This is a genomic window from Kribbella solani, assembly GCF_014205295.1.
GTDB lineage: Bacteria > Actinomycetota > Actinomycetes > Propionibacteriales > Kribbellaceae > Kribbella > Kribbella solani.
This window is the reverse complement of the sequence record NZ_JACHNF010000001.1, coordinates 862,862-889,126: the sequence shown is the minus strand read 5'-3', so window position 1 is coordinate 889,126 and position 26,265 is coordinate 862,862. Positions and strand designations below refer to the sequence as shown.

The 26,265-nt window shown below is 67.3% G+C and carries 20 protein-coding genes; 16 read left to right on the top strand and 4 right to left on the bottom strand.

Going from position 1 to position 26,265, the window contains the following annotated elements; genetic code table 11:
* Positions 1-18: 18 nt before the first annotated feature.
* The 10 genes from fes to HDA44_RS03875 all read left to right on the top strand — a co-directional run bounded on the left by fes (position 19) and on the right by HDA44_RS03875 (position 9,506).
* On the top strand, positions 19-1,278 hold the full coding sequence (gene fes / locus HDA44_RS03920; protein WP_184831412.1) for an enterochelin esterase: 1,260 nt from the start codon (positions 19-21) through the stop codon (positions 1,276-1,278).
* Positions 1,275-2,414, top strand: a complete 1,140-nt coding sequence (gene leuB / locus HDA44_RS03915) for a 3-isopropylmalate dehydrogenase (RefSeq protein ID WP_184831410.1) — start codon at positions 1,275-1,277, stop codon at positions 2,412-2,414. Before fes ends, leuB begins: the two co-directional genes overlap by 4 nt.
* The gene (locus HDA44_RS03910) at positions 2,408-3,970 is read left to right on the top strand and encodes a pyridoxal phosphate-dependent aminotransferase (RefSeq protein WP_184831408.1); all 1,563 of its coding nucleotides are present in this window, start codon (positions 2,408-2,410) and stop codon (positions 3,968-3,970) included. The genes leuB and HDA44_RS03910 overlap by 7 nt, the downstream gene beginning before the upstream one ends.
* Complete coding sequence (locus tag HDA44_RS03905; RefSeq protein WP_184831406.1) at positions 3,945-5,321, top strand: hypothetical protein; 1,377 nt, start codon at positions 3,945-3,947, stop codon at positions 5,319-5,321. Before HDA44_RS03910 ends, HDA44_RS03905 begins: the two co-directional genes overlap by 26 nt.
* A complete protein-coding gene (gene leuC, locus HDA44_RS03900; protein ID WP_184831404.1) occupies positions 5,308-6,744 on the top strand; it encodes a 3-isopropylmalate dehydratase large subunit in 1,437 nt (478 codons plus the stop codon). Before HDA44_RS03905 ends, leuC begins: the two co-directional genes overlap by 14 nt.
* Positions 6,744-7,355, top strand: coding sequence for a 3-isopropylmalate dehydratase small subunit (gene leuD / locus HDA44_RS03895; protein WP_184831402.1), 612 nt, complete (start codon positions 6,744-6,746; stop codon positions 7,353-7,355). The genes leuC and leuD overlap by 1 nt, the downstream gene beginning before the upstream one ends.
* A gap of 33 nt (positions 7,356-7,388) precedes the next feature.
* Positions 7,389-7,595 (top strand): MbtH family protein, encoded by a 207-nt coding sequence (locus HDA44_RS03890; protein WP_184831400.1) that lies wholly within the window; start codon positions 7,389-7,391, stop codon positions 7,593-7,595.
* Between the two features lie 12 nt (positions 7,596-7,607).
* A complete protein-coding gene (locus tag HDA44_RS03885; protein ID WP_184831399.1) occupies positions 7,608-7,928 on the top strand; it encodes an MbtH domain protein in 321 nt (106 codons plus the stop codon).
* A gap of 344 nt (positions 7,929-8,272) precedes the next feature.
* Entirely contained in the window at positions 8,273-9,028 is a 756-nt protein-coding gene (locus HDA44_RS36930; RefSeq protein ID WP_184831398.1) for an HD domain-containing protein, read from the top strand.
* A 292-nt stretch (positions 9,029-9,320) separates the two neighbouring features.
* Complete coding sequence (locus tag HDA44_RS03875; RefSeq protein ID WP_238352354.1) at positions 9,321-9,506, top strand: response regulator transcription factor; 186 nt, start codon at positions 9,321-9,323, stop codon at positions 9,504-9,506.
* 90 nt (positions 9,507-9,596) lie between these two features.
* On the opposite strand, the gene HDA44_RS03870 is transcribed toward HDA44_RS03875, so the two are convergent.
* From HDA44_RS03870 to HDA44_RS03860, 3 genes are all read right to left on the bottom strand, one after another.
* Positions 9,597-12,446 carry a TIM-barrel domain-containing protein gene (locus HDA44_RS03870; RefSeq protein WP_184831397.1) on the bottom strand — a complete coding sequence of 950 codons (2,850 nt, stop codon included), beginning with the start codon at positions 12,444-12,446 and terminating at the stop codon, positions 9,597-9,599.
* Positions 12,443-15,736, bottom strand: coding sequence for a TIM-barrel domain-containing protein (locus HDA44_RS03865; RefSeq protein WP_238352353.1), 3,294 nt, complete (start codon positions 15,734-15,736; stop codon positions 12,443-12,445). The genes HDA44_RS03870 and HDA44_RS03865 overlap by 4 nt, the downstream gene beginning before the upstream one ends.
* Before the next feature lie 66 nt (positions 15,737-15,802).
* Entirely contained in the window at positions 15,803-16,984 is a 1,182-nt protein-coding gene (locus tag HDA44_RS03860; RefSeq protein ID WP_184831395.1) for an ROK family transcriptional regulator, read from the bottom strand.
* A 179-nt stretch (positions 16,985-17,163) separates the two neighbouring features.
* Between HDA44_RS03860 and HDA44_RS03855 the strand changes: the two genes are divergently transcribed.
* The 6 genes from HDA44_RS03855 to HDA44_RS03830 are packed head-to-tail and all read left to right on the top strand — an operon-like array spanning position 17,164 to position 24,613.
* Entirely contained in the window at positions 17,164-18,333 is a 1,170-nt protein-coding gene (locus HDA44_RS03855) for an ROK family protein (RefSeq protein ID WP_337905617.1), read from the top strand.
* The gene (locus tag HDA44_RS03850; protein ID WP_238352352.1) at positions 18,330-19,274 is read left to right on the top strand and encodes a carbohydrate ABC transporter permease; all 945 of its coding nucleotides are present in this window, start codon (positions 18,330-18,332) and stop codon (positions 19,272-19,274) included. The genes HDA44_RS03855 and HDA44_RS03850 overlap by 4 nt, the downstream gene beginning before the upstream one ends.
* Entirely contained in the window at positions 19,267-20,070 is an 804-nt protein-coding gene (locus tag HDA44_RS03845; protein ID WP_184831392.1) for a carbohydrate ABC transporter permease, read from the top strand. The genes HDA44_RS03850 and HDA44_RS03845 overlap by 8 nt, the downstream gene beginning before the upstream one ends.
* A gap of 43 nt (positions 20,071-20,113) precedes the next feature.
* The gene (locus HDA44_RS03840) at positions 20,114-21,364 is read left to right on the top strand and encodes an ABC transporter substrate-binding protein (RefSeq protein ID WP_184831390.1); all 1,251 of its coding nucleotides are present in this window, start codon (positions 20,114-20,116) and stop codon (positions 21,362-21,364) included.
* An 11-nt stretch (positions 21,365-21,375) separates the two neighbouring features.
* Positions 21,376-22,473, top strand: coding sequence for a glycoside hydrolase family 15 protein (locus tag HDA44_RS03835; protein WP_337905616.1), 1,098 nt, complete (start codon positions 21,376-21,378; stop codon positions 22,471-22,473).
* Position 22,474: 1 nt separating this feature from the next.
* Positions 22,475-24,613, top strand: a complete 2,139-nt coding sequence (locus tag HDA44_RS03830) for a glycoside hydrolase family 31 protein (protein WP_184831387.1) — start codon at positions 22,475-22,477, stop codon at positions 24,611-24,613.
* Here the strand turns inward: HDA44_RS03830 and HDA44_RS03825 are convergent.
* A complete protein-coding gene (locus HDA44_RS03825; protein WP_184831386.1) occupies positions 24,610-26,247 on the bottom strand; it encodes an extracellular solute-binding protein in 1,638 nt (545 codons plus the stop codon). The two genes, HDA44_RS03830 and HDA44_RS03825, sit on opposite strands and share 4 nt — an antisense overlap.
* Between the last annotated feature and the right edge of the window lie 18 nt (positions 26,248-26,265).

Below are 26,265 nucleotides of genomic sequence, written 5' to 3'. Positions count from 1 at the left end.
GACGGACAAGGAGCCGCGATGAAATTCGTACCGGAGACATCTTTGCTGAGTCCGCGGATCGCCAAGGTCACGGACGCGGCCCGTACTGGCGACCTGACCGCACTGGACGAGTTCTGGCGTGATCTCGACACCGCCGGGGCACCGCTGATGGAGCAGCTCGGCGAGGACGGGCAGACGCTCGTCACCTTCGTCTGGCGTGACCCCGGCGACACCGAGAACGTCCTGGTCGTGCTGTACAGCGCGCCGAGCGAGGGCGACCTCAGCCGGTACACGATGAAGCAGGTAGAGGGCACGGACCTCTGGTACGTGTCGTACCTCCTGCCATCTGATCTGCGTACGACGTACCTGCTGTCGGTGAACGACTCGCTCAAGCCGTACACGTCGTACGCGGAGGTTCTGGAGCGGCTGCCGTTGTACCGGCCCGATCCGCTGAACCGGCGCGACTACCCGATCTTCGGGAACGAGCAGAACAAGTACGTGGTGTCCGTACTCGAACTGCCTGATGCACCGGCGCAGCCGTGGAACATCGCACGGCGCGGCGTACCGATGGGCAAGAGCCAGTTGCACACGATGGACAGTGCCGCGCTGGGTACGCAGCATCACGTCAGCGTGCACGTACCGGCCGGGTACACGCCGAACGGCGATGACTACAACGTCTTCCTGCTGTTCGACGGCTGGGCGTACTACAACTTCGCCGCGGTCACGACGGTGCTGGACAACCTGCAGTACACCGGGCGCATCCCACCGTACGTACTGGTCATGCACAGCAATCTGGATCAGCAGGTCCGGGCGCGGGAGCTGCCATGTCATCCGCGGTTCCACGACTTCCTCCGGGACGAGCTGATGCCGTGGCTGCGCCGGAACTACAACGTCACCGCGGACCCGGCGCGTACGGTCGTCGGCGGATCGTGCTTCGGTGGATTGGCCGCCGCGTACGTCGCGTACCGGTCCCCGGACCTCTTCGGCAACGTGATCTCGCAATCCGGTTCGTTCTGGTGGCCGGGGAAGAACAGCGACCTCGAAGACGAGTGGCTGACCGTGCAGTACCGGAACAGCCCGAAGCTGCCGATCCGGTTCTCGATGGAGATCGGCAGTCTGGAAGGGCCGATCGGTGAGTACGACCCGATGGGTACGCACCGGGCGATGCGGGACGTACTGCAGGAGAAGGGGTACGAGGTCGACTACTCCGAATACATGGGCGGCCACGACCTGATCTGCTGGCGCGGTTCGCTGGTCGACCGGCTGCTGTCCTTCCACGCGAAGGTGGCGGCTCGATGAACGCGCTGATCATGGTGCTGCCCGGCGACGGGACCGGGCCGGAGGTCACGGACCAGGCCGTCGAGGTACTGGAAACGGTCGCCGAATTGTACGGGCATCGCTTCACGATCCGGACCGATCTGGTCGGGATGGACGCGATCGAGGCGTACGGCGCGGCGATCGCGGACGACACGCTGGCCGACTGCGCGCAGGCCGACGCGATCCTGTTCGGGGCGGTCGGTGGACTCACCCAGGTAGGCGACGGTCCGCGACCGGAGCAGGCGCTGTTCCGGTTGCGCACCGAGTTCGAGTTGTTCGCGAACTTGCGGCCGGTGCGGCCGTTCGGTGCGCTGATCGACGCGTCGCCGTTGAAACCCGAGTACCTCAAGGGCACGGATCTGCTGTTCGTACGCGAATTGTCGGCGGGGCTGTACTACGGGCATCTGGAGACGGTGCCGGGTAAACCGAGCGAGATCCGGCGGCGTGGCAATCGGATGGAAGCCATCGACACGCTGCTGTACACCGAGGACCAGATCGAACGGGTTGTCCGGACAGCGTTCGAGCTTGCCGGCACTCGGCGGCGGAACGTCACTTCGGTGGACAAGGCGAACGTGCTCAGCTCGTCCGTGTTGTGGCGGCGGGTGGTCGAACGGGTCGCGCGGGAGCACCCCGAGGTGACCTGGGAGCACATGCTGGTGGACACGTGCGCGATGCGGCTGATCCGGAACCCGGCCGAGTTCGACGTGGTCGTCACCGAGAACCTGTTCGGGGACATCCTGACCGATGAGGCGTCAATGCTGGCGGGGTCGATCGGGATGTTGCCATCGGCAAGCCTGGGTTCCCGGCGTACGCCTGGTGGGGTGTTCGGGCTGTACGAGCCGGTGCACGGGTCGGCGCCGGACATCGCGCGGCAGGATCGGGCGAATCCGATCGGCGCGATCCTGTCGGCGGCGATGCTGCTGCGGCACTCGCTCGGCCTGCATCCGGAGGCGGCGGCGGTCGAAGCGGCCGTCGAGGCGGTACTTGCCGACGGGTTCCGGACCGAGGACATCGCCTATGCCGGAGGCACCGCGATCGGAACCGCCGAACTCGGGTCACGAGTCCGGGAGCAACTGGCGATCGCGGACCAGCAAAACCAGCGGTGGCGGCAATGGTAACCACAGACACCAACCTCGAAGAGCAGCGCCGGATCGTCCGGAAAGCCCGCACCGAGCTCCTGCAACTCCATCGCCGGCGCGCCGCCACACCCGGCGGCGCGGGCGGCGCGGGCGGGGTGGGCAGCGCGGGCGCGACGGGCGGCGCGGGTGCGGCGGTTGGCTCGGGCGCAGGGGGTGGCGCGGGCGTGGTGGGCAGGGCGGCGGGGGGTGGGGTGGAGCCGCCTATTCGGGTGATGGCTCGGGTTGTTCAGGAGCTTCGGCGGGAGTGTGCGGCGCGGCGGTTCGATCCGGTGGCGGCGCGGCTGGAGATCGTCGACCGGACCATCGGCGACGTCAACCTCCGTCTGGTCACCGAATGCGAAGGCCCCGAAGGCGGCCCCGGCGACTACCGGATGCTCGCCGACGAACTCGGCATCGCCCTCCCCGGCGAGAACCTGAACGGCTACGTCGCCACCGGCGGCGTCCACCACTGGCTCCGTGAACAAATGACCGCGGCCGAACGCGAACTGCTTGCCACCGGCTACGACCCCCGCGTCTACGACATCCACGGCATCGGCAACCCGATCCTGCGCGGCCGCCTGGCCGATGACCTCCGCCCCTGGGGATTCACGCTCTCAGCAGCGAACATCGCCCTCGGACTAGGCGCAACCGACTGCATCGACAAAGTCCTCCGCGGCCTCGCCCACCGCGGTTCTCCTGGCGCGATCCTCTTCGCAACCCCCGGCTTCAACATGCCCGAACTCCAAGCCACCGCGTACGGCTACCGCCTGCACCCGGTCCGAACAGTTGCCGACAACAACTTCAAACTCACCGCCCAAGTACTCCAGCAAGAAGTCTCCGCGAACCCCGACATCACAGTCGTCTACCTGACCATCACCAACAACCCAACCACCTTCGCGTACACCCCGGACGAACTCTCCGAACTCCAATCCGTCCTCACCGACGCACAGGTGTACCTGCTGGCCGACCTCGCGTACGTAGGCACCGGCCCGCCGGACGACGATCACGAGCGGATGCGCCGCCTGTCCGCGAACGCCGACCTCGCGCCGTACCTGATCTGTGTCGGCAGCTTCTCCAAAACACACACCCTGACCGGCGAGCGGTTCGGTTGGGTGGCTTTCGGCGACACCGCGTTCGCCACCGCCATGGGCGCGAGCTGGACGAACAGCGTCGGCTCTCTCCCCGGCGACTGGCAGCTGCGCTACATGGCGTACCACACGCTGTTCCGCCGCGATCCCGGACTGATTCCGAAGATCCGGGCCCTGTACCGGCTGCGCCGGACCCGCCTGCGCGAGCAGCTGCGGCAGTACGACGCGGAGCACCGGCTGTTCGACCACATCTACCTCGACGACGACGCGACCATCTACAACTGGAGCCGGCTCAGACCCGGAGCCGACTGCTTCGAGGTGCTCGAGAAGACCGGAATCGCCGGTATCCCGGGCTCCACCTTCGGCTACTCGGACGACTACATCCGCTTCTCGGTCGGGATCTCGCCGATCAGCTTCGACGGGAGCCACCCACGGACGCATTGTGAGGCTGGACATGAACTGCACTGACGTACCCACGAACTTCAACTGGAACAGCGACGAGAACCCGATCGCCCCGATGCCGGCCGCGATCCCCGCCGAACCGCCACCCGAGGCGGCCGCCCGGACGGTGCTGCTGTCCGAGTGCCTGCGCGACGGCCTGCAGGGCGTCCCCCGGTACCCGTCGACCGATCTGATGGTGCGCTACCTGCATCTGCTGGACGACTTCGGCATCCGGCAGGCGACGGTCGGCATCTACCCGGGCAACGCGGACTCGCTCGACTCCGCGATGAAGGAACTGCTGGCCCGGATGCGCGACGAGGTCCCGTCGATCGTGCCGACGGTGCTGTCACTGTGCACGGACGACTCGCTGAAGTGGACCGCCCAATGCCGGCAGATCCACCCGGCACTGGAGTCCCTGGTGTTCATGGGCACCGCGCCGTCGCGGCGGCTCGCGCAGGGCTGGGGCATCGCTTTCGTACTGGACAAGCTCGGTACGTACATCCGCCGTACGACCGATCTGGGTATCCCGGTAATTGCCGGCACCGAACACACCACCCAGACCTGCCCCGAGGAAGTACGGGCGATCCTGAACGCGCAGGTGGCCGCCGGGGCGTACTGCATCGCGCTCGCGGACACGATCGGCGTCATCCGGCCGCTCGGCACGTACCGGCTGGTGTCGTTCGTCCGGCAGGAACTGGAGGACATGGGCAGGCCGGAAGTGCGACTGGACTGGCACGGGCATCGTGACACCGGCAACGCACTGGCGAACGCGATGGCCGCGATCTCCGCCGGGATCGACCGCGTCCACGTGGTGTCCCGCGGCGTCGGCGAGCGCTCCGGCAACGCCGCGCTCGAAGAGGTAGTGCTCAACCTGGCGGCGATCCAGCAAGAAGCCGGCCTGCCGGTGCCGTGGAAGCTGGACCGGCTGCTCGAACTGATCTCCTTCTACCAGGACATGGTCGGCGTACCCACACCCGAGCACGGCGTACTCGGCCGCCGGTACAGCCACACCTCGTCCGGAATCCACGCCGACGCGATCCTCAAGGCGCACGGCCTGGCCGACAACGCCCGCGCGGACCAGGACTTCGTCCTCGAGACGAAGCTTCGGGAGATGGCCCGCACGGTGTACTCGGCCGTCGATCCCGCCACGATCGGCGGCGTCCAGTCGGTCGGTGTCAGTCCGTGGAGCGGACACAGCACGGTCAAGCTCGCGTACCTGAACAGCGGCCGCGATCCGCGCGAGCTGACGCCGGCGCTGATCGAGCGGGTCCTTGCCCGCGCCAACGAACTCGGCCGGGAGCTGACCCCGGCCGACCTGGAAGCCTGCTACCGCGAAGGCTGCTATCACGAAGGAGGGACGATTCATGAAGTCCAGTGACCGGCCGCGGACGATGTTCGACAAGATCTGGGACACCCATCTGGTCCGGGACGTACCCGGCGAGATCCCGATGCTGTACATCGACCGGCACCTCACCCACGAGGCCACCTCGCCACAGGCCTTCGCCGGGCTCCGGGTCCGCGAACTGCCGGTGCACCGGCCGGAAACCGTGGTCGCCGTCGTCGACCACAACGTACCGACGCTGCCCGGGCGCCGGTTGATGGACGTCGTCGACCAGCCGAGCGTGCTCTGCATCGAGACGATGGCGGAGAACGCGCGCGACTTCGGCGTCACCTTGCTGGACATGGACCACGACGACCAGGGCATCGTCCATGTGATCGGTCCCGAGCTCGGGCTTTCGTTGCCGGGGACAACGCTGGTCTGTGGCGACTCGCACACGTCCACGCACGGCGCGCTGGGGATCTTCGCGATCGGCATCGGGACCAGCGAGGTCGAGCACGTGCTCGCCACCCAGTGCCTGCTGCAGCACAAGCCGCGGACGATGAACATCTCGATCGAGGGACGGCTTGCCGACGGGGTGTCCGCCAAGGACATCGCGCTGGCATTGATCGGCCGGCTCGGCACGGACGCGGGGACGAACCACGTCATCGAGTTCACCGGGTCGGCCGTACGGGGGCTGTCGATCGAGGGCCGGATGACGCTGTGCAACATGGCGATCGAGGCCGGCGCCCGGGCCGGCATGGTCGCACCGGACGAGCGCACCATCGAGTACGTCCGCGGCCGCAGGTTCGCGCCCGCGGGCGAACTGTTCGAGCAGGCCGCGGCGCAGTGGCGGGAGCTGGCCGCCGACCCCGGGGCGGCGTACGACGTCGTACACCAACTGGACCTGGCGGACCTGGCGCCGCAGGTCACCTGGGGCACCAACCCGGGCATGGTCACGGGCGTGACCGGGACCGTACCCGACCCGGAGACGGAGAGCGATCCGGAGGTACGCGCCGGGGTGCGGCAGGCGCTCGAGTACATGGGGCTCCAGGCCGGGCAGCGGATTCAGGACATCGGTGTGGACACGGTGTTCATCGGGTCGTGCACGAACTCGCGGCTCGAGGACCTGCGGACCGCCGCCGGGCAGGTCAAGGGACAGCGGGTCGCGGACGGGCTGCGCGCGATCGTCGTACCGGGGTCGATGAACGTCCGCCGGCAGGCCGAGGCCGAAGGGCTGGCCGACATCTTCCGCGACGCCGGCTTCGAGTGGCGGGCGGCCGGCTGCAGCATGTGTATCGCGATGAACGGCGACCGGCTGTCCGCCGGCGAACGCTGCGCGTCGACCAGCAACCGGAACTTCGAAGGCCGCCAGGGCCGCGGCGGCCGGACCCATCTGGTCAGCCCGGCGACCGCGGCGGCGACCGCGGTCGCCGGGCACTTCGCCGACGCCCGCCAGCTGTGGTGGAAGGAGATCCGGTGATGAAGGAGTTCAGCACCCACGAAGGCCTGGTCGCGCCGTTGCCGCGGGCGAACGTCAACACCGACGACATCATCCCGGCGCGGTACCTGAAGTCGATCCGGCGGACCGGTTTCGCGGTCGGGCTGTTCGGCAACTGGCGGTACCTCGCGGACGGGGTGACTCCCGACCCCGCGTTCGTACTGAACCAGACGCGTTATGAAGGCGCCAGCATTCTGGTCGGTGGCGACAACTTCGGTTGCGGGTCGTCGCGGGAACACGCGCCTTGGGCGTTGAACGAGTACGGGTTCCGGTGCATCGTCGCGCCCGGGTTCGCCGACATCTTTCACAACAACTGCTTCAACAGCGGGATCCTGCCGATCACGCTGGACGTGGCGGAGATCGACGTACTGGTCAAGTCGCTCGATGTTCCCGGCGCGCGGTGGTTCGTGGATCTGCCGGCACAAACGGTTTCGGACGGTGCCGGCAATACGTTTGCCTTCGGCATCGATGCGTTCAAGAAGCGGTCGTTGCTGGCCGGACTCGACAACGTCGACTGGTCGTTGTCACATCGCGGCGACGTGCTCGCGTACGAGGAACGCCGCCGGATTGAAGCGCCGTGGCTGTTTTCCTGATTTTTGTGCAACCCGACAAATGGAGCAGACGCAATGGATGACACCGAGGTGAAGAAGGTTCTCGTCAACGACGAAGAGCAGTACTCGCTCTGGCCGGACTACCTGACCGTACCCGCCGGCTGGAAGGAAACCGGGGTGAGCGGGTCGAAGGACGACTGCCTGGCCTACGTGAACGAGGTCTGGACGGACATGCGCCCGCGCAGCCTTCGCGTCCAGATGGACGGCACCCAAACAGCCTAGGAGGGCACTTTCATGGACCGTCTCGTCGAACGTCTCAGCGCCGAAGGACAGGACATCGCCGTCGGCGGACCCGCGCCGTCGGTGGAGGAGTTCCACCATCGGCTGACCGAGCTCAAGTACGTGTTCCTCAAGTTCACCGGTACCCGCGGTGGTACCGACCTCGGCGTCCGCATCGACGACGCCACCGACCTCGGCACCGCCGACTTCACCACCGCGACCGGCAACGTCCACGTCGAGGGCACCCTGACCCTCAACTTCCAGCCCGTCCGCTGCATAGCCGACATAGACCTCACCACCCTCACCGGCACCGGCCACCTGACCCCCGTCGGCTGACCCCATAATCCGCCGCGGCCGGGACTCCCTCTCAGCAGCCCCGGCCGCGGCGCCTCACCCCACCCCGCACCCCAACCCAACCCCACACCCCCTCCCTCCCGCCCGCGGCCCGCCCGCCCGCGGCCCGCCCGCCTGCCCGCCTGCCGCCTGCCTGCTGCCTGCTGCCTGCTGCCTGCCCGCCATTTCAGACGTTCACCTCTCAAATGCACCCTTCACCCCCCGCATGCGCCCGGTGAACGGGTACTGCGGGACGTTAACGCCTCAAATGGGGCAGGGGGTGAAAGTGGGGGCGGTAGGATTTGGTGGTTCTTGTAATTGTTGCAAGAGTTGTTTCGGAGGGTGACGTGGTTGAGATCGGGTCGTCGGCGTGGGTTGCGCGGACCGGGGGTGCGCTGGGCCCGGTGGACCAGGTGCGCTTCATCGTCCAGGCGATCGTCCACGAACTCAAGAGCCTCCGCTCGGGCGCGGGCGGCCGAGCGTGGCGCGGACGCTCACCGGACCTGACACTCGCCCCGGACCGGCTCCTTCCGGATACTCCGATCGCGCGGCACGTGAGCGCGTACGCGCAGGCGCTTCTGCCGGAGCCGTTGCTGCAGCATTCCCTGCGCTCGTGGATCTGGGCCGGCATGCTCGGCGACCTCGACCACCTCGCGTACGACAACGAACGCCTGTACGTCGCCGCACTCCTCCACGACGTTGCCTTGGTCAACCACCCAGGCCCCGACGCATCCTGTTTCGCGGTCCACGGGGCGGCCGTCGCACGTCAGATAGTTCGTGATGCAGGCGCGTCCGGACCCTTCGCCGACACCGTGGCCGACGCGATCGCGGCGCATTTCAACGTCACCGTACCCGTCTCCTGGGGCGCCGAAGCCCACCTCCTGCACGCCGGCACGCACCTGGATGTAGCCGGCACCCGACGCTCCGAGCTCGCCACATCCACTCTCACCGAGGTCCACGCACGAGCTCCGCGGACAGGTTTCGCCACCCACTTCCTCGCTGCCATGCAGCAGGAAGCCACCTCCCGAACCAACTCCCGGGCGGCCGTGCTGTGGCGTCTGGGAATGGGTCGCGCCATCCGCCGCCACGACCAGCGCTGCTAGCCGAAAGTACCCTCGACGCCGTACTTTCGGCCGGTACTGTGCGCGCGGCCGGTTCCGTACTCTGGCCACATGCAACTGGCGAGAAGAGCTACCGACTGAACCGGGGCCGGCGATGGCGCTTGCGCTGGCTGTCCTGGTCGGGTCTGCCATCGCCACCCTGCCTCGGCTTCAAGCCATCGTGATCGCAGCCGGTGGTGCCATGGGGCGGTCGCGTTCATCCTGAAAGACGCTGGTCCGGCTGCTGCGCCGGCTGACGCCGGATGCGACCACGGCCCGGCGCGCCCGGAAGCCGTTGTCCGATCGGGAGGTGGAGGTGGTTCAGGCGGTCGGCCGCGGCCGTACCAACCACGAGATCGCCGCCGACCTGTTCATCTCACTGAGCACCGTCAAGGGCCACATCGCCGGCATCCAAACCAAACTCGGCGCCCGAAACCGCACCGAACTAGCAGTCTGGGCCTGGCAATCCGGCCTGCTCTGAACCAACCCGAACCAACCAGCGCCCCCGCCCTGGTAACCAACGAGTGCCCCGGCGAAGCGGCTCACCGGGGAGCCGCTTCGCCGGGGTGGATCAGAAGCCTCCGCTCGTTGTTCCCCCGCTGCCGGTCGCCGGGGTCACGAACGAGATGTTCGGATCGGGACCCCATTGGTCGGCGGTGGCTGGGTAGTTGGCCTCCTGCCGTTTGATGCACTTCCACTCGATGGTGGTGCTCGGCGGGAGGTTGGTGATCGTTCCGGTCCAGGTCGGGTACGACGTGGGCGCGAGCTTGACCGCGCTCGCCACCGACCACGCTCCGAGTTGCGGAGCGCCGCCGACCACGTACACGGACTGGCCGGACGTGGTCGTGCCGTTCGCGCAGCTGAAGGTCTTCGAGACGACCGCCTGGCCAAGGGTGAACGTGAAGGTCTTGGCCGTACTGACCGCCAGCGACGCCGACTTCGCCACGATGAGGTTGCCGCCGGCGTTGTACCAGCCGCTGGTCGCCGCGTCGAAGGCTGCCTTGTTCGCGTACTGCGTCAGCGCCGTCCCGTTCAGCGCGACCGCGGACGCCTGCGTGTCGGCGACCAGCTCCACCACATTGGACCGGGACGAAGGAGCACCGGTGTACGTACCGGATGCCGCCGCGATGCCGACCGTCGCCGTGCTGCCGGACACCTGCTGCGTCAGATCGGTGGTCCGCTTGCTACCGGACTGGTACCCGACCGTGCTGCCGTCGTCCTCGGCCAGCGTGAACGACGAGGCGGTCGAGTTGCCGTAGACCCGCGCGACCAGTTCGTTGCGCGTACTCCCGTCGGCCCGTTTGCCCTGCACGTTCATCGTCTGGTCGTCGACGTACATCTTCGGGATGATCGCGCCGGCCCGGGCGTACGCCGGGAGCTGGAACTTCCCGTTCCGCCACAGCGGTACGTTCGTCAGGGTCTGACCGGTGCTGACCGTCTTGGTGTTGGTGTAGTAGTCGAACCACGTCCCGGCCGGCAGGTACACGTCCCGCTGCCGTTGGTTGGCACCGGCAACTACTCCTACCAGCAGGTCCTTGCCGATCAGCTTCTCGTGGCCCATCTCACGGACGTTCGGATCGTTCTGGTACTGGTACACCAGCGGCGGCATCAACGGATCGCCGGTCGTGTACGCCTTGTGCGCCAGCGAGTAGTAGTACGGCGTGAGCTCGTACCGCTGCCGCAGGTTCGACAGGTTGCTGGGGACGTCGCCGATCGAGTCCGGCGCGGTCTTGGCGCAGTTGCACAGGTTCTCGGTGTGCGGCCGGATCGGTACGTCGAACCAGGCCGAGTTCGCGAACCACTGCGTGTACAGCTCGTTCAGGTCGCTGTTCAGCATCTCCCGGCGGAACCCGCCGATGTCCGACCCGAAGTAGTCGATCCCCGACATCGACATCTGCATCTGTACGTTCTGCTGCGACGCGAGCGCGGTCAGCTTCGAGCCGATGTCACCGGACCACATCGCCGCACCGGTCCGCTGCATCCCACCAGCACCCGATCGCGCCAGCATGAACGGCCGCTGCTGGACAGCATTGTCCGCGTACCCCTTGGCGATCCCGCGCGCCCACTCGAGGTTGTACAGGTTGTGGTAATCGGCGTGCGCATGCTTGCCGGCCAGCAGACCAGCGGTCCAGTCGTTGCTGTCGTACATCTCCGGCTCACCGAGGTCGAGCCAGTGCCCCATCACGCCGGCGTCGACCAGCGGCTGCCGCTGCGTGTTGTGCCAATACGTACTCGCGGCCGGCTGCGTCCAGTCGATCATGCCGCCGCGACCCCACCAGTCGTTCCCGGTCAGGTACGCCGGACTGCAACTGGAGCAGCCGGCCCGGATCAGGTACCCGGCCGATGCCATCGACGTGTGCTCGGGCAGGTTCTTCCCGATGTACGACTCCTCGATCGTCATCACGCCGACACCGTTGGTGTTCTGCAAGGACGCCAGCTTGGTCGCTGGATTCGGGAAATTGACCGGATCCCATTCGAGCGTACCCATCCGGGTGCTGTCCGACCCGGCGGTGACACCACCGAACCAGTTGACATCCAGCATCACGCCGTCGGTCGGGAACTTGTTCGACCGCAGACTCGCGAGCGTGGTGTCGATTTCGTTCCAGTTGTCGTAACCGTACTCCGACATCCACAGCCCGAATGCCTTCTTCGGCGGTACCGGCGGCCGGCCGGTCAGCTCCAGGTAATCCTTGCGCAGATCCGGAAGATCCGGCCCGGACATCACGTACCAGCGGAGCTGATCACCCCAGGTGTCCATCGTCCACGGGTCGCCGGTCAGATCCCATTGCTGCTTGTAGACCTGGTCGACGAACATTCCGTAGTTCGCATTGTTCGCGCCGACCGCGAACAGCACCGGAATCTGCGTGTTGCCGACCGGCCCGTTGTCGGTGTCGTACACCATCGCGTTGCCGTAGTTCCCACCCGGCGTACGCTGCCGGCCGACCCAGTCGCCGTCAGCGCTTCCGCCCATGAAGAACTGCTCCCCCAGCCCGTACGCGTTCTGCATCGAGGACTTGGTGAAGCTCAGCCCCTTCCAGGCCTGGCTCAGGTTGCGCGGACACGTTGTGTTGAGCAACAACTGCGGCGTACGCGTGGTGTCGTACACCGTCGCGCACAACGTCGTCGTATTGACATCGACCTTGAGACCGGGCGTGGTCAGTACGCCACCCGACTGAGTCAGACTCGTCGGTCCGGAATAGTTGGTTTTCGCGATCTGGGTGGTGGTGAACAACGGCGACCCCGTACCAGGCCCGCTCCCGGTACCCATTTCGAAATGCACCAGATCGTCGTCGAGGAACTCCACCACCAAATAGTTGCCTCCGGCCAAGAACTGCACCCGCTGAACGACCGCCTGCGCGGTTTGGGTCGGTAGCACGACCAGGAGTGGAAGCAGCAGGATGAAAGCAGCGATTCGTTTCATGGTCGCGCCACCGTCACGTTGTCGAGATTGATCCCGCCGGACGCGTAGAGCGCCTTGATCACCCGTCTACCCGCGGTCAGACTGGTCGTCAGCGTCGCGGTCCCCCAGGTGTCCCAGTTACCGGTGCTTGGCAGGTTGAGCGTGCCGACCGTGACCCCGTCGACCTGGATCGTCCGGGTCGCGGCGGTCGCCGCACCGTTCGCGTACCGGAACTTCAGGACGTGCGAACCGGTCACGTCGGCCTGGGTGTCGACCGAGACCGCGTCACCCGCGGTTTCGAAGCCGTCGACGAAACCCGTCCCGGTGTAGCCCGCGTGGTCGGTGTTGGTCGTCGTACCGGTGTTGGTCCCGAACTCGGCCTCGTACGCCGCCTTGTCGACCCCGTTCAGCACGACCGACCGCGCCGTCGTACCCGACGCGGTCTTGACCAGCGTGAGCTGCTGGACCGGGTCCCAGTACCAGCCCTCGGTCGCCGACTGCAGCGCGGCCAGCGTGGCGTGCGCGGTCATCGTGACCCCGTCCTTGGTCACGCTCGACGGCTTCGACGAGGCCACCTGCAGCGTGCTCTTGGTGCTCAACGGCGGGACGCTGACCGTGACCTGGTGCCCGGCGAAGTTCTCCGTCGAGGTGACGGTCCGGGTCTGGTTCGCCGAGTCCTCGAAGTACCCGTAGCTCGTGGTGCCGGACGGATAGATGCGGAAGGCAAGATTTGTGTACGTGTCGACACTGTTGCCGATGTTCCCGCCGAGTTCGTAGTTCGCGTTCAGGTTCAGCGGGACGATCGCGCCCGCCTTCGCGTACACCGGGATCGTGCCGGTTCCGGCGTTGTACACCTTCGTCCCGGCGCCCTGCGCGCGGCCGCCGTTCCAGAAGTCGTACCACTCACCCGCCGGCAGGTACACGTTCTTGCTGGTCGCGCCCTGTGTGGTGATCGGTGCCACCAGCAACTGCCGGCCGAACATGTACTGCTGGTCCTGCGCCGCCGCGGTGGTGTCGTTCGGGTACGCGACGCTCATCGCCTGCATCATCGGCAGCCCGGTCGTCGACGCGTTCTTCGCCTCGGTGTACAGGTACGGAACCAGATTCATCCGGGTGTTCGCGAACTTGCGGAACGTCGGCACCACACTGGTGTCGCCGGTCCGTGCCTGCACGTTCCACGGCGTACGCGCCTCGGACGGGCTCGGGTTCGACTTCTCCGAGTGGTACTGCATGATCGGCGCGAAGGTCGCCTGCGCCGCCGACCGCAAATACAGCTCACTGCTCGGGAACGTACCGGTGAAGCCGGCCAGGTCCCACGACCAGAACGGCACGCCGGACTGCCCGGCGCTCTGACCAGCGCGTACGGCCTGCTGGAACGCGTCGAACGTGGACGCCTGGTCGCCGGCCCAGAAGATCGAGTTCGCCTGCGCGCCCGACGTACCGCCACGACTGAACAGCGTGCCCTGGCTGCCCTTCTTCGTCTGGACCAGGTCGTTGTACGCCCGGGTGTACTCGTTCGGGTACGCGTTGTGCAGCTCGTCGCCCTTCTTGCCGCTCGCGCTCGTCACGTTGCGCCCGAACACCGCCTCACTGCCATCGGTCTTCAACCCGTCGATCCCGATGTCGTCGAAGAGGTACGCCCGCTTGCTCATCCACCAGTTCGACGCGGCGGTGCTGGTGAAGTCCGGCACCGTACTGTTGCCGAACCACTGACCCGCCGGAATCCGGTACGGCCCACCGGCGCCATCACCGAGAACGTAGCCCTGGGCAACGGCGTAGTCGCGGTCGTTGATGTGCTGTTGCGGTGGAGTGGCTGGGTTTGTGTCGAACTCCTGTTTCAGCACCGGGATCTGCCAGAGCACCATCTTCACGCCCTGGTTGTGCGCGGCCGTGACCATCGCCTTCGGGTCCGTCCATTCGCCACCGGCCGGGAACGACAGGTCGGAGTACGTGAGCGCCTGACTGCCCGGCTTCGGCGTGTACGTTGCCCCGTGCCACAAGTAGAACGTTGCCTCGTCACTCCATTGCTCCAGCACCATCGCCGTGTGCGGGATGTTGTTCGAGGTCATGTTCCCCAGCTCGGCGGTCACCTCGGCCTGGGTGTTCCACTCGTTGGCCGAACCCCACAAACCGAACGCCCACTTCGGCGGCAGCTTCGGCCGCGCGGTCGTTGCCGTGTACTGGTCGACGATCTCGGCGCGGGTACCGGTGAAGAAGTAGTAGTCAGCCGTCGAGGCAGCCGCGCCGCCGGTGTCGACGGTGAAGCCGGCCATGTCGCTGAGGTACGTGCACAGGTTGAAGATCGAGTAGCGCGTGCTCGGTACGTAGATGCCGTAGCCGGCCGAGTTCGTGTAGAACGGCACGCTCAGATACGTGCGATGCGTCGGCCCCTGGTCCTGGTACTGGTTGTAGACGTAGTTATGGACATCCTTACCGCGCTGGTCGAGGGCGTCGTACCGCTCGCCGAGCCCTTCGAAGCGCTCACCCGCCGGGCTCAGCCAGTGATCCTCGATCTTGGTGACGCTCGAACCGCCGTCACTCGCCCAGCCGGTGTTCCGGAAGGTCGCCGGATCGTACTGCCGCGCGATCAGCGTCGTCCCGTCCCCCTTGTAGACGGCCACGCGATACGGCGACTTCTGGATCTTCACCACGACCTTCGTGGTCGCGAGCGTCAGCGTCGACGCGCTGTCGGTCACCGTGTACGAGGTGCTGCCGGTGATGTTCAGCCCGCTGCCCTTCGGCGCGACCTGAACGTGGAACCGGTCCAGCGCGGGGAACGCGAACCGGATCTTCGGCGTGAAACTCCCGGCCGTGTCGGTGGTGGTCACGTCCACGCTCGAGCCGTTGTTCACGAACCCGGTCACGTTGCCGGCCCCGCTGAACGACGTCACCGAGAACGAGAACGGGCCGCTCGACTTCTGGTTGGCCCCGTCCACATCGGCGTTGACCGTGTACGTGATCTGGTCGCCGCGGGCGAACGTACCGAGATTCAGCTTCCAGTACGTGTTGTTGCCACTGTTGTAGTCGAACGCGGCCCCGATCGGCGTCTGGTTCACGCCGTTCTTGGTCCAGGTGACCCACAGGGTCTGACCGCTGGAGATCGGCCAGGTGGTCGCCTTGATCTCGACGGCCTGACCGGCCATCGGGTCCCGCGGCGCGCGTTCGGTCGGTTGGGTGTTGTAGAGCTCGTCGGCGCCGTACGGCGCGTGGAACACCCCGGTGAGGGTGCCGGCCCAGGCCGGCGCCGGGGCGAACTGGAACAGGACGGCCGCGAGCACGACGAGCGCGGCGACCCACCTGTTTCTGGACATGACGGCATGACGCATCGACTGCCTCACTTCTGGTGATCCGGCCGGACGGGGCCGGGGGTCAGGTTCTCAGCTGGCGGAGCGTGCGGTCAGGGAAGGGCGGCCGGCCTCGTCCGGTCGCAGGTTCGGCTGGAAGAGCTCGCCCAGGAACAGGCCCGCGGCGCCGCGCGCCCAGGCCTCGTCGTCCCACTCGTCCACGACGATCTCCAGGTCTCGCTGAAGACCGTCGAAGACGGAACTGCGCAACATCGCGTCGAAGCCGGGCCGGATCAGTTCACCGGCCCGCGTCCCCTCCCCGGCGAGGACGACCAGCTTCGGGTTCAGGAGGTTGACCAGGTTTCCGACGGCCGTCCCCAGGGTCCGGCCGACTTCGTCGAACACGGCGCGGGCGCCGGCATCACCGGCCCGCGCCAGCGCGGCAGCGTCGTCCAGCGTGCGCTGCCCGGTCCGGGCCAGAATCGCCGGCCCACCGATCACCGCCTCCAGACAACCGCGGCCGCCACACGCGCATTCCGGGCCATCGGCAACTTTCAGGTGGCCGAACTCGCCCGCGCCACCACCGGCGCCACGGTAGAGCCGGCCGTCCAGCACCATGCCCAGCCCGATACCGCGGCCGATGCTGACCACGGCCATGTCGGACACGCCACGGCCGGCGCCGAACCATTGCTCGTTCGCGACCAGGGTGTTGACGTCGTTGTCGACCACCACCGGTACGCCGAGCTTGTCCGCGAGCAGACCGGCGAGATCCACATCCCGCCAGTCCGCGTACGTCGCGTGCCGAACCACCCCGCCGGCCCGATCCACCACACCGGCCAGGCCGACCCCGACGCCGTACAAGGGGGCCGACTTCGGCCGGAGGCCGCGGACCAGTTTGGTGATGACACGAACCACGGTCGGTACGTCATCGGCCGGTACTGCCGCGGTCGCCCTGGCGACGATGCCGGCGTTCAGGTCCGTACGGACGCCGATCACGCGGGTCTCGGTGACTTTGATGCCGATCACGAAACCCGCATCTGCCTTCAGCGCGAGCAGGACCGGTTTGCGTCCTCCCCCGGACAGCGCGGTTTCGCGCTCCTCGACGACACCGCGCCGCAGCAGCTCGGCGACGATCTCGGAGACGGTCGGCAGACTCAGGCCGGTCCGTTTGGCCAGCTCGGTCCGCGACAGCAGGCCGCCGCGCAGCTCGGCAAGCAGCAGCGAGGAATTGATCTCCCGGATCAGTTCCTTGCTGCCCACCCGGACCGGCTGCATGCGGTCACTTCCTAAGGTCACCGAAGTAAGTGCCGGGACCGTATCCCCGCCGAGCGGCACCGGTCAAGACCTCGGCACTCTTGACAACCCCTCGCCCACCTGCTTACTTTTCTACTAAATTTAGTGGCAAAGTAAGTCGGAGGCAGTTCGTGAGTGGTGTCAGTCCCAGGGGTGAGTTGGTGCCGGCGGGCATTGTCGCCCTGCTCGGTACCCGCGGGCCGACGTCGCGGACCGCGATCGCCCGCGACCTCGGGCTCAGTCCCGCCACCGTCACCCAGGTGACCAAGGACCTGATCGCCCGCGGCATCGTCGAGGAGCTCGAATCGGTCCCCTCCAGCGGTGGCCGGCCGGCCCGGCTGCTCGGTCTGGCCGGACGGGCCGGGGTCGCGCTCGGCGCGAAGGTCACCGCCGATCACGTCGCGGTGGTGACGGTCGAGCTGGACGGCAGCGTCCGGTCCAGCAGCTCGCACGACTTCGACCCGGGCGCCACCGGCGCGCTGGACCGGCTCGGGCAGATCCTCACCACCGAGGTCGCGGCCCTCGACGGCGAGCTCCTCGGCGTCGGCGTCGGCGTACCGGGATCGGTCGACGCCCAGGCGTCCGGCATCGTCGACGCCCCCACCCTCGGCTGGCGTGCCGCCCAGGTCGGACCGATCCTCCGGCAAGCGGTCGGTACGCCGGTGCTGGTCGACAACGACGTGAACACCCTGGCCGCGGCCGAACGGTTGTACGGGATCGGCCGCGAGCACTCGTCCTACCTGGTCGTCACCATCGGCCGCGGGATCGGCTGCGGAATGGTTGTCGACGGCACCATCTACCGCGGCGCGAACGGCGGCGCCGGCGAGATCGGCCACCTCCCCGTCTGGGACACCGGAGCCGAGCTGCCGCGCTGCACCTGCGGTTCGACCGGATGCCTGGAGGCGTACATCGGCGCCGACGCGGTGCTCCGTACCGCCCGCGACCGCCGCATCATCGGCCGGCGCGACACCCTCGCCGAACTGTTGCAGGCAGCAACCACCGGCGACGAACAGGCCCGCGCCGTGTACGCGGAAGCGGGCGAGCTTCTCGGCCGCGCATTGGCCGGAGTGATCCACACGGTCGACCCGGAAGTCGTCGTGCTGCTCGGCGAAGGCGTGGACGCCTGGGAGTTCTGGCAGACCGGCTTCGAACCGTCGTTCCGCAGATCGTTGCTCCCGGCCCGTAAAGGCGTGCCCGTGGCGGTCGAGCCCTGGACCGAAGATCAGTGGGCTCGGGGCGCGGCGTCGCTCGTACTCGCCTCCCCGTTCGACTCCGCCGGCAACGGCGGCGAGCAAGGCCGGCTGGTACGCGCCCGGCTCGGAGCATCATGAGTACGCCGACGCTGACCCGGCCGTCGGCCCGGCGGAGTGCACCGCGGCAGTCCCGGCCAGGTCGACGGGCGCAGGGCTGGAAGAAGCTCGGCTGGGTGCTGTTCTTCCTGCTGCCGAGCGCGATCCCGCTGACCGTGTTCACGCTGGTGCCGATGGTGTCGAGCCTCTGGGTCAGCCTGCACAAGTGGAACCTGATCTCGCCGATGCAGTGGGTCGGGCTGGACAACTACACCAACCTGCTCAGCGATCCGATGACGCGCCGCGTCTTCCTGCACACCCTGATCTACGTCGCCGGATACCTCCCGTTGGTGTACGCGGGTGGGCTCGGGCTGGCGCTCGTCCTCAACCAACGGCTGAAAGGCCGGGCCTTCCTGCGGGCCACGTACTTCCTGCCCGTCGTCACCAGCTGGGTTGTCGTCGCGCTGGTCTGGAAGTGGTTGCTCAATCCCGCGAACGGTCTGGTCAACCAGATCCTGGGCGCGCTCGGCCTCGGGCAGCCCGGGTGGTGGACCGATCCGCATTGGGCGCTCCCCGCGGTCATCCTGTCGTCGGCCTGGAAGGACCTCGGGTTCGTGATGGTGATCCTGCTGGCCGGTTTGCAGGCGATCCCGTCCGACGTCCACGAGGCCGCGCTGGTGGACGGGGCCAACGGCTGGCAACGGTTCTGGCGGATCACGCTGCCGCTGCTGTCACCGTCGACGTTCTTCGTGGTGGTGATCTCACTGATCAACGGCTTCCAGGTGTTCGACCAGGTGTACGTGATGACCGCCGGCGGCCCGTCCGGATCGAGCCAGGTGGTGGTCGGGCAGATCTACGACCTGACCTTCCGGTACGGACGCGCCGGTGAAGCGTCCGCACTGTCCTGGATCCTGTTCGCGGTGATCCTGGTGATCACGGTGTTCCAGATCCGCGGCCAGCGGAAGTGGGTGCACTATGCGTAGGTTCTGGCTGTACGCGGCGGTCCTGATCGGCGCGGCCGTGATGCTCTTCCCGTTCCTGTGGACGGTGATCACGTCGATCACGCCCGAAGGTTCACTGGCCGACGGTCCGAAGCTGATCGTGCACAACCCGACGCTGGACGCGTACCGGACGTTGCTGGACGCGATGCCGATCTGGCGCATCCTGATCAACTCGCTGCTGATCGCGGGCGCCTCCACGGTGCTCCAGCTGATCACCGGATCGATGGCGGCGTACGGGTTCGCGCGACTGCACTTCCCGCTGAAGAACGTGGTCTTCGGCTGCTACCTGGCCACCCTGATGGTGCCACTGCAGGTGCTCGTCGTACCGCTGTTCATCGAGATGAAGACACTGAACCTGCAGGACACGTACTTCGCACTGCTCGCGCCGACGATCGCGTCCGCGTTCGGGGTGTTCCTGCTCCGGCAGGCGGTCACCGCCGTACCGACCGAGCTGGACGAGGCCGCGACCATCGACGGCGCGGGGCATCTGCGGATCTTCACCACCATCGTGCTGCCGCTGATCCGGCCGGCGCTCGCGACCGTCGCCGTGTTCGCGTTCATGGGCAGCTGGAACAGCTTCCTCTGGCCGCTGGTGGTGATCCGGTCACCGGAGTTCATGACGCTGCCGCTCGGGCTGTCCACGCTGCAGGGTCAGTTCACCACCCAGTGGGACGTCGTGATGGCGGGCTCCGTCGTCTCCATCGTCCCGATCGCTGTCGTCTACCTGCTCGCGCAGCGCCACATCATCGCCGGTGTCGCCCACACCGGAATCAAGTAACTCCTACCAAGTAGCTCCGCATCAAGTGAAGGGAAAGTCGCCAATGCGCATTCTCAGGTTCGCGGCCGTCGGTGTGACCGTCGCGCTTGCGCTGACCGCCTGTGGGCAGGGCTCGGCCACCAAGGAGGCCGCGGCACCGGACGGGAAGGCAGTGGTGCGGTACATGAACTTCTCGTCCAACGACGGGCACGAGAAGGACCTGACCGCGATCGTGAACGCGTTCCAGACCGCGAACCCGGACATCACGGTCCAGGTCGAGACGGTCCCGTACGCCGACTACTTCACCAAGTTGCAGACCGCTGTCGCTGGTGGCACCGCGGCCGACGCGTTCGAACTGAACTACGAGAACTTCGTGACGTACGCGAAGAACGGCTCGCTGGCCGAGCTGAAGGACGTCGACGGTGCCGTGTACAAGCCGTCGTTGTACAGCGCGTTCAGCTCCGACGGTAAGCAGTACGGCGTCCCCGAATCGTTCTCGAACGTCGTGCTGTTCTACAACAAGACGCTGTTCAAGCAGGCCGGCGTGGCCGCGCCGACGGCCGACTGGACCTGGAAGGACGAGCAGGCGGCGGCCACCAAGCTGACGAACAAGGCGACCAAGACGTGGGGCGACTACCAGCCGGTGTCGTACAACGAGTTCTACAAGGTACTAGCGCAGAACGGTGGCGAGTTCCTGAACGCCGATCGGACCGCTGCCACGTTCAACTCTCCGCAGGGCGTCGAGGCGGCGAACTTCCTGGTCGGGAAGGTCGGTAAGACGATGCCGACCGAGGCGGACGGTGCCGGCACGCCGGACTTCGACTCGAAGCTGTTCAAGTCCGGGAAGCTGGCGATGTGGCACACCGGGATCTGGATGTTCTCGGCGCTCGCGGACGCGAAGTTCGACTGGGACGTCGTGGTCGAGCCGGGGAACACGAAGAAGGCGTCCGCGATGTTCGCGAACGGGCTGGTGGTGAACGCGGCATCGAAGAACGCGACCGCGGCGCAGAAGTGGATCACGTACCTGTCGTCCTCCGACGAGACGACGAAGACCCGGCTCGCGTCGTCGTGGGAGCTGCCGCCGATCGCCGACGAGAGCAAGCTGAAGTCGTACCTCGACCAGCCGAAGCCGGCCAACCGCGCGGCCGTCTTCACCGCGCTCGAGTCCCCGGTCCTGCCGCCGGTGATCGAACGCCAGCAGGAAATGCAGGACGCGGTGACCCAGGAACTGACCGCGGCCGCCGCCGGCCGGAAGACGGTGGAGAAGGCCCTGGCCGACGCCCAAACCAAGGTGAACGGCCTGTTGAAGAAGTGATCGCATCGGACGTGGATCTCAACAGACTGCGTGAGCTGGCCGAGTACAGCCACGCTGTCATCACCAGGTTCCAGGACGAGGGCGGTGCCTATCCGGCGGCGCCCACGTTCTCCGCGTACAAGGGGTATGCGTGGTTGCGGGACGGTGGATTTACCGCGGAAGGCATCTCTCGGTACGGGGACGTCGGTTCGGCGAACCGGTTTCATGACTGGGTGGATCGGGTGCTGGCCGGGCGGCGGGGGCAGGTTGACGAGTTGTGCGGGCAGGTGCGGCGGGGTGAGCAGCCGGACGAGTCGGCGATGTTACCGACTCGGTTCACCTTCGACGGGAGAGACGGGTCCGACCCGTGGTGGGACTTCCAGACCGACGGGTACGGGATCTGGCTGTGGTCGGTGGTCACGCACGCGAACCGCCACAACCTCGACCTCGAACGCTGGCGCGCCGGCATCGACGTGGCGGTCGACTACCTGCTCGCCTTCTGGGACCGCCCCTGCTACGACTGGTGGGAAGAACACGTCGAGCACCGGCACGTATCCACCCTCGGCGCGATCCACGGCGGCCTGACCGCGATCGCGCCGCACACCTCCGCGCCGGTCCTGGAAGCCGCCGACCGCATCCGCGCGCTCGTCGCCGCGGAAGGCACCCAGAACGGCCACCTGACGAAATGGCTGGGCACCACGGCCGTCGACGGGTCACTCCCGTCCTGCGTCGTACCGTTCGGACTCGTCTCCGGTGACACCGCCGCCGCGACTCTGGCCGCGGTAGCCCGCGACCTGGACGCGGACGGCGGCGTACACCGATTCACCGCCGATGTGTTCTACGGCGGCGGCCAATGGATCCTGCTCTCCGCGCTCCTCGGCTGGAACCTGGCCGTCGCGGGCGACACCGCGGGCGCCTGGCGGTACTTGCGCTGGATCGCCGACCAGGCAACCCCGGACGGCGATCTCCCGGAGCAGGTCCCGCACCACCTGCTCCATCCAGGATCACGCGCCGAGTGGCTTGCCCGCTGGGGCACCGTCGCGACCCCGCTGCTCTGGTCGCACGGCATGTACCTGATCCTCGCCGACGAGCTCGGCATCCTGCCCTCGAACCTCACCGACAAGGCCTGACATGATCACCCATCGCCCGCACGGCATCGAGCACCCGTACGCCACCTCGCCCGACCAGCGCGTCCCCGTTCTCCCGCTGGCCGGCGAGCCGGTACGCCTGGGCGTCGTCGCCTCCCCGGACGTCACCTCGATCGTCTGCGACTGGGGCACCATCACGCTCGACCTCTCCCCCGGCCACGGCAACGGCGCGGACGCCGCGGCGCTGGCGGGCGGCGAGGGCCATCTGAGCGAGGCGCAGGCGAAGTCCCTCGGCGCCGACGGCGGCTGGTCGGTGACCACCCCGCCGGTGACCGAGCCGATCCGGTACCGCTTCCGTACCGACAACGAGACCACCGAATGGTTCGACCTCTCCCCCGCGTCCTGGGTGCCGGACGCCGGCCAGGTACGCGGCGGCGAGGACCGAGTGCGCGACGTCGAATGGCTGGTGTCAGCCGCCGGAGTGCACCGGGCGAGGTTCGTCCTGCCGTTGCAACCGGACGACCACCTCGTCGGGTTCGGCGAACGGTACGACCGGCTCGATCAGCGCGGTCAGGAGCTCGACGCGGTCGTCTTCGAGCAGTACAAGGCGCAGGGAAAGCACGGGCGTACGTACTTGCCGATGCCCTTCGCGCACGTGGTCAACGGCGGCTGGGGCTTCCATGTGCGTACCTCAAGGCGCACGTGGTTCAGCTCGGACCGCGACGCGCTGACGGTGGAAGTTGCCCTGAGCGACGAACCGATCGTTGACCTCGGCATCTATGAAGGCACCCCGAACGAAGTACTTACCGCTTTCCTGAGCGAGGTCGGACGCGCGGAAGAGCTACCCGACTGGGTGTTCCGGTTGTGGGCCTCCGGCAACGAGTGGAACACACAGGACCTGGTGATGGCCCGGATGGACGCGCATCGCGACCTGGACATCCCGGTCGGCGCGGTGGTGATCGAGGCGTGGAGCGACGAGGAGGGCATCACGATCTGGCGGGACGCGGAGTACGCGGTCACGCCCGACGGCAGCGCGCACAAGGCAGCCGGCTTCAGCTACCCGGCGGATGGTGCCTGGCCGGCGCCGAAGGCGATGATCGACGAGCTGCACGGTCGCGACATCAAGGTGATCCTCTGGCAGATCCCGTTGCAGAAGAGCGAGTTCAGTACGGGTCAGGTGGCCGCCGACGCGGAGGCGATGGTGCGTGACGGGCACGCGGTCCTGGAAGCGGACGGTACCGCGTACCACAACCGTGGTTGGTGGTTCCCGAAGGCACTGATGCCGGACCTGTCCGTTCAGCGTACGCGGGACTGGTGGACGGAGAAGCGCCGCTACCTGGTCGAGGACTTCGACGTCGACGGGTTCAAGACCGACGGCGGCGAGCACGCCTGGGGCCACGACCTCCGGTACGCCGACGGGCGCCGCGGTGCCGACGGCAACAATCTCTTCCCGGTGCACTACGCCAAGGCCTTCGGCGACCTGCTCCGCTCGGCCGGCAAGGCGCCGGTGACGTTCTCCCGGGCCGGGTTCACCGGCTCACAGGCGCACGGCGTGTTCTGGGCCGGCGACGAGGACTCCACCTGGGCGGCGTTCCGGTCGTCGATCACCGCCGGTCTGACCGCGGCGTCCTGCGGCATCGTGTACTGGGGATGGGACCTGGCCGGTTTCTCCGGCCCGGTCCCCGACGCCGAGCTGTACCTGCGCGCGACCGCCGCGTCGACGTTCCTGCCGATCATGCAGTACCACTCCGAGTTCAACCACCATCAGCGTCCACTCCGGGACCGGACCCCGTGGCACGTCGCCGAAACCACCGGCGACGATCGGGTCATCCCGGTCTTCCGCGCGTACGCGACGCTTCGCGAACAGCTCGTCCCGTACCTGACCGAGCAGGCGAAACGGACGATCAGTACCGACCGCCCGTTGCTCCGGCCGCTGTTCTTCGACCACCTCGACGACCCGGAGATCTGGAACCACCCGCACCAGTACCTCCTCGGCGACGAGCTCCTCGTCAACCCGGTCCTCGAACCGGGCGCGACGACCTGGACCACGTACATCCCCGCAGGTACCTGGTACGACGTGTGGACCGGCGACCAGGTACCGAACGGCCTGGTGACCCGCGAGGTACCACTCGAAGTGATCCCGGTCTACACGCGTAACCCCGACCTCGACGTCTTCCGTTAACGACTCTGCAGCTGGGCCTCGTACTCGGAGCGCATCGCGTCACCGCCGCCGGATCGCCACGACTTCACCAGGTCGTCGAGCGTGGCGATCGGCTTGCGGCCCTGCACGATCTCTTTCACGCCGTTGCCGAATGCCTTGTCGATCGTGGCGTTCTTGGTCGCGTTCGTGTTCGAGAACAGTCCGACCGTCGGGTTGACCGCCACCTTCGCGAGTACCTTCGTCTGGTACGCGTGCTGGACGTCCGCGTCCTGCGGCCGGCCCGGTTGGTAGATGACTGCCGGCGCGTCCGCCAGGTAGCGGATCGGCAGGGCCGTGTTGGTCAGACCGGATGCCGTCAGCGTCGGGTCACCGCTGGCGTTGACGGTGTGATCGACGCCTTCCTTGCCGAACAGCCGGTAGACGTACTCCTCGGTGCCGAACGGAGCGGCCAGCCAGTTCAGCATCCGCAGGATCAGCTCGATCTTCTTCGGATCGCTCTGCTGCTTCAACGCGGTCATCGAATAGGTGCCGCTGCCTTGCCACCACGGCGCGAGCGTGCCGCCCGTACGCGTGTAGATCGGCATCAGCCCGAGCTTGAACTTCGGGTTGCTCGCGCCACTCTGGATGTACGCGTTCCAGCCGAGGTAGCCGTCGATCGCGTTGATGGCGATCGTGCCGGCGTTGAACAGGTTCTTGAACGGAAGCTGATCCGAGAACGCGTCAGGATGCAGTACGCCGGCCGTCCACAACTGGGCCAGGTCGGAGATCCCCTGCTTGTACTCCTGGGTCTCGTACTGATGGGTGAGCCGCCCGCCCTCTTCGCGCCAGCCGTTCGGCGACTGGTTCATCATCTGCAGGAAGTCCCGTACATGAATCCAGTAGCCGAACGCCCAGCGCCGCGACTTCGGGTCGGTCAGCGCCTTCGCGGTCTCGGTCAACTCGGCCAGACTCTTCGGCTCCGGCGACACGCCCGCTGCCTCGAACAGGTCCTGCCGGATGAAGCTGTACAACTGCACCGCGCCGCGCGGGATGGGTACGCCGTAGATGCCGCCGTTGAACACGGCCGACTTCCAGGTCCGGGTGGGAATGTTGGCGAGGTTCGGGTACTTCTTGATCGCGTCCCCGGCCAGGTGCTCGTCCAGTCGCGTGAAGCGCTTGTCCAGCAGCGACGGCAGGTTCGCCACCGGGCGCAGCTGCAGGACATCGGGCAGCTCGTTGCCCGCGATCGTGGTGGCGAACTTCTGCTCGTAGTCCGCGGCCGCGACCATCTGCAGTTTCAGGTCGATCCCGAGCCGGTCGTTCAGGCCGGACCAGTAACTGTTCCGATCCAGGCCCGGCGGGACGGCGTAGAAGATGTTGCTCATCCCGCTGACCGTCTCGCCGCTCCCGGGCTTGTCCGGCACCGACTTCGGCCGCTCCTTCGGGAAGTGCCGGAACGCCGCCTCGACACCGGCGGCAGTCGCTGCCAGATCAGGGGTGATCCCGGTGTACGGGAGGTACGCCGGCAGCTTCACCTTCGTGTTCGACTCCGCCGAGTTGGCCTGCGCGCCGCCACCACTGCTGTTGCAGCCGGCAACTGACCCGACGCCGAGCAGCGCCGCGGCACCGCCACCGGCGGCGGCCAGAAACGACCGGCGCCCGATAGACCTGTCCATCACTTCCTCCTTGTTGAA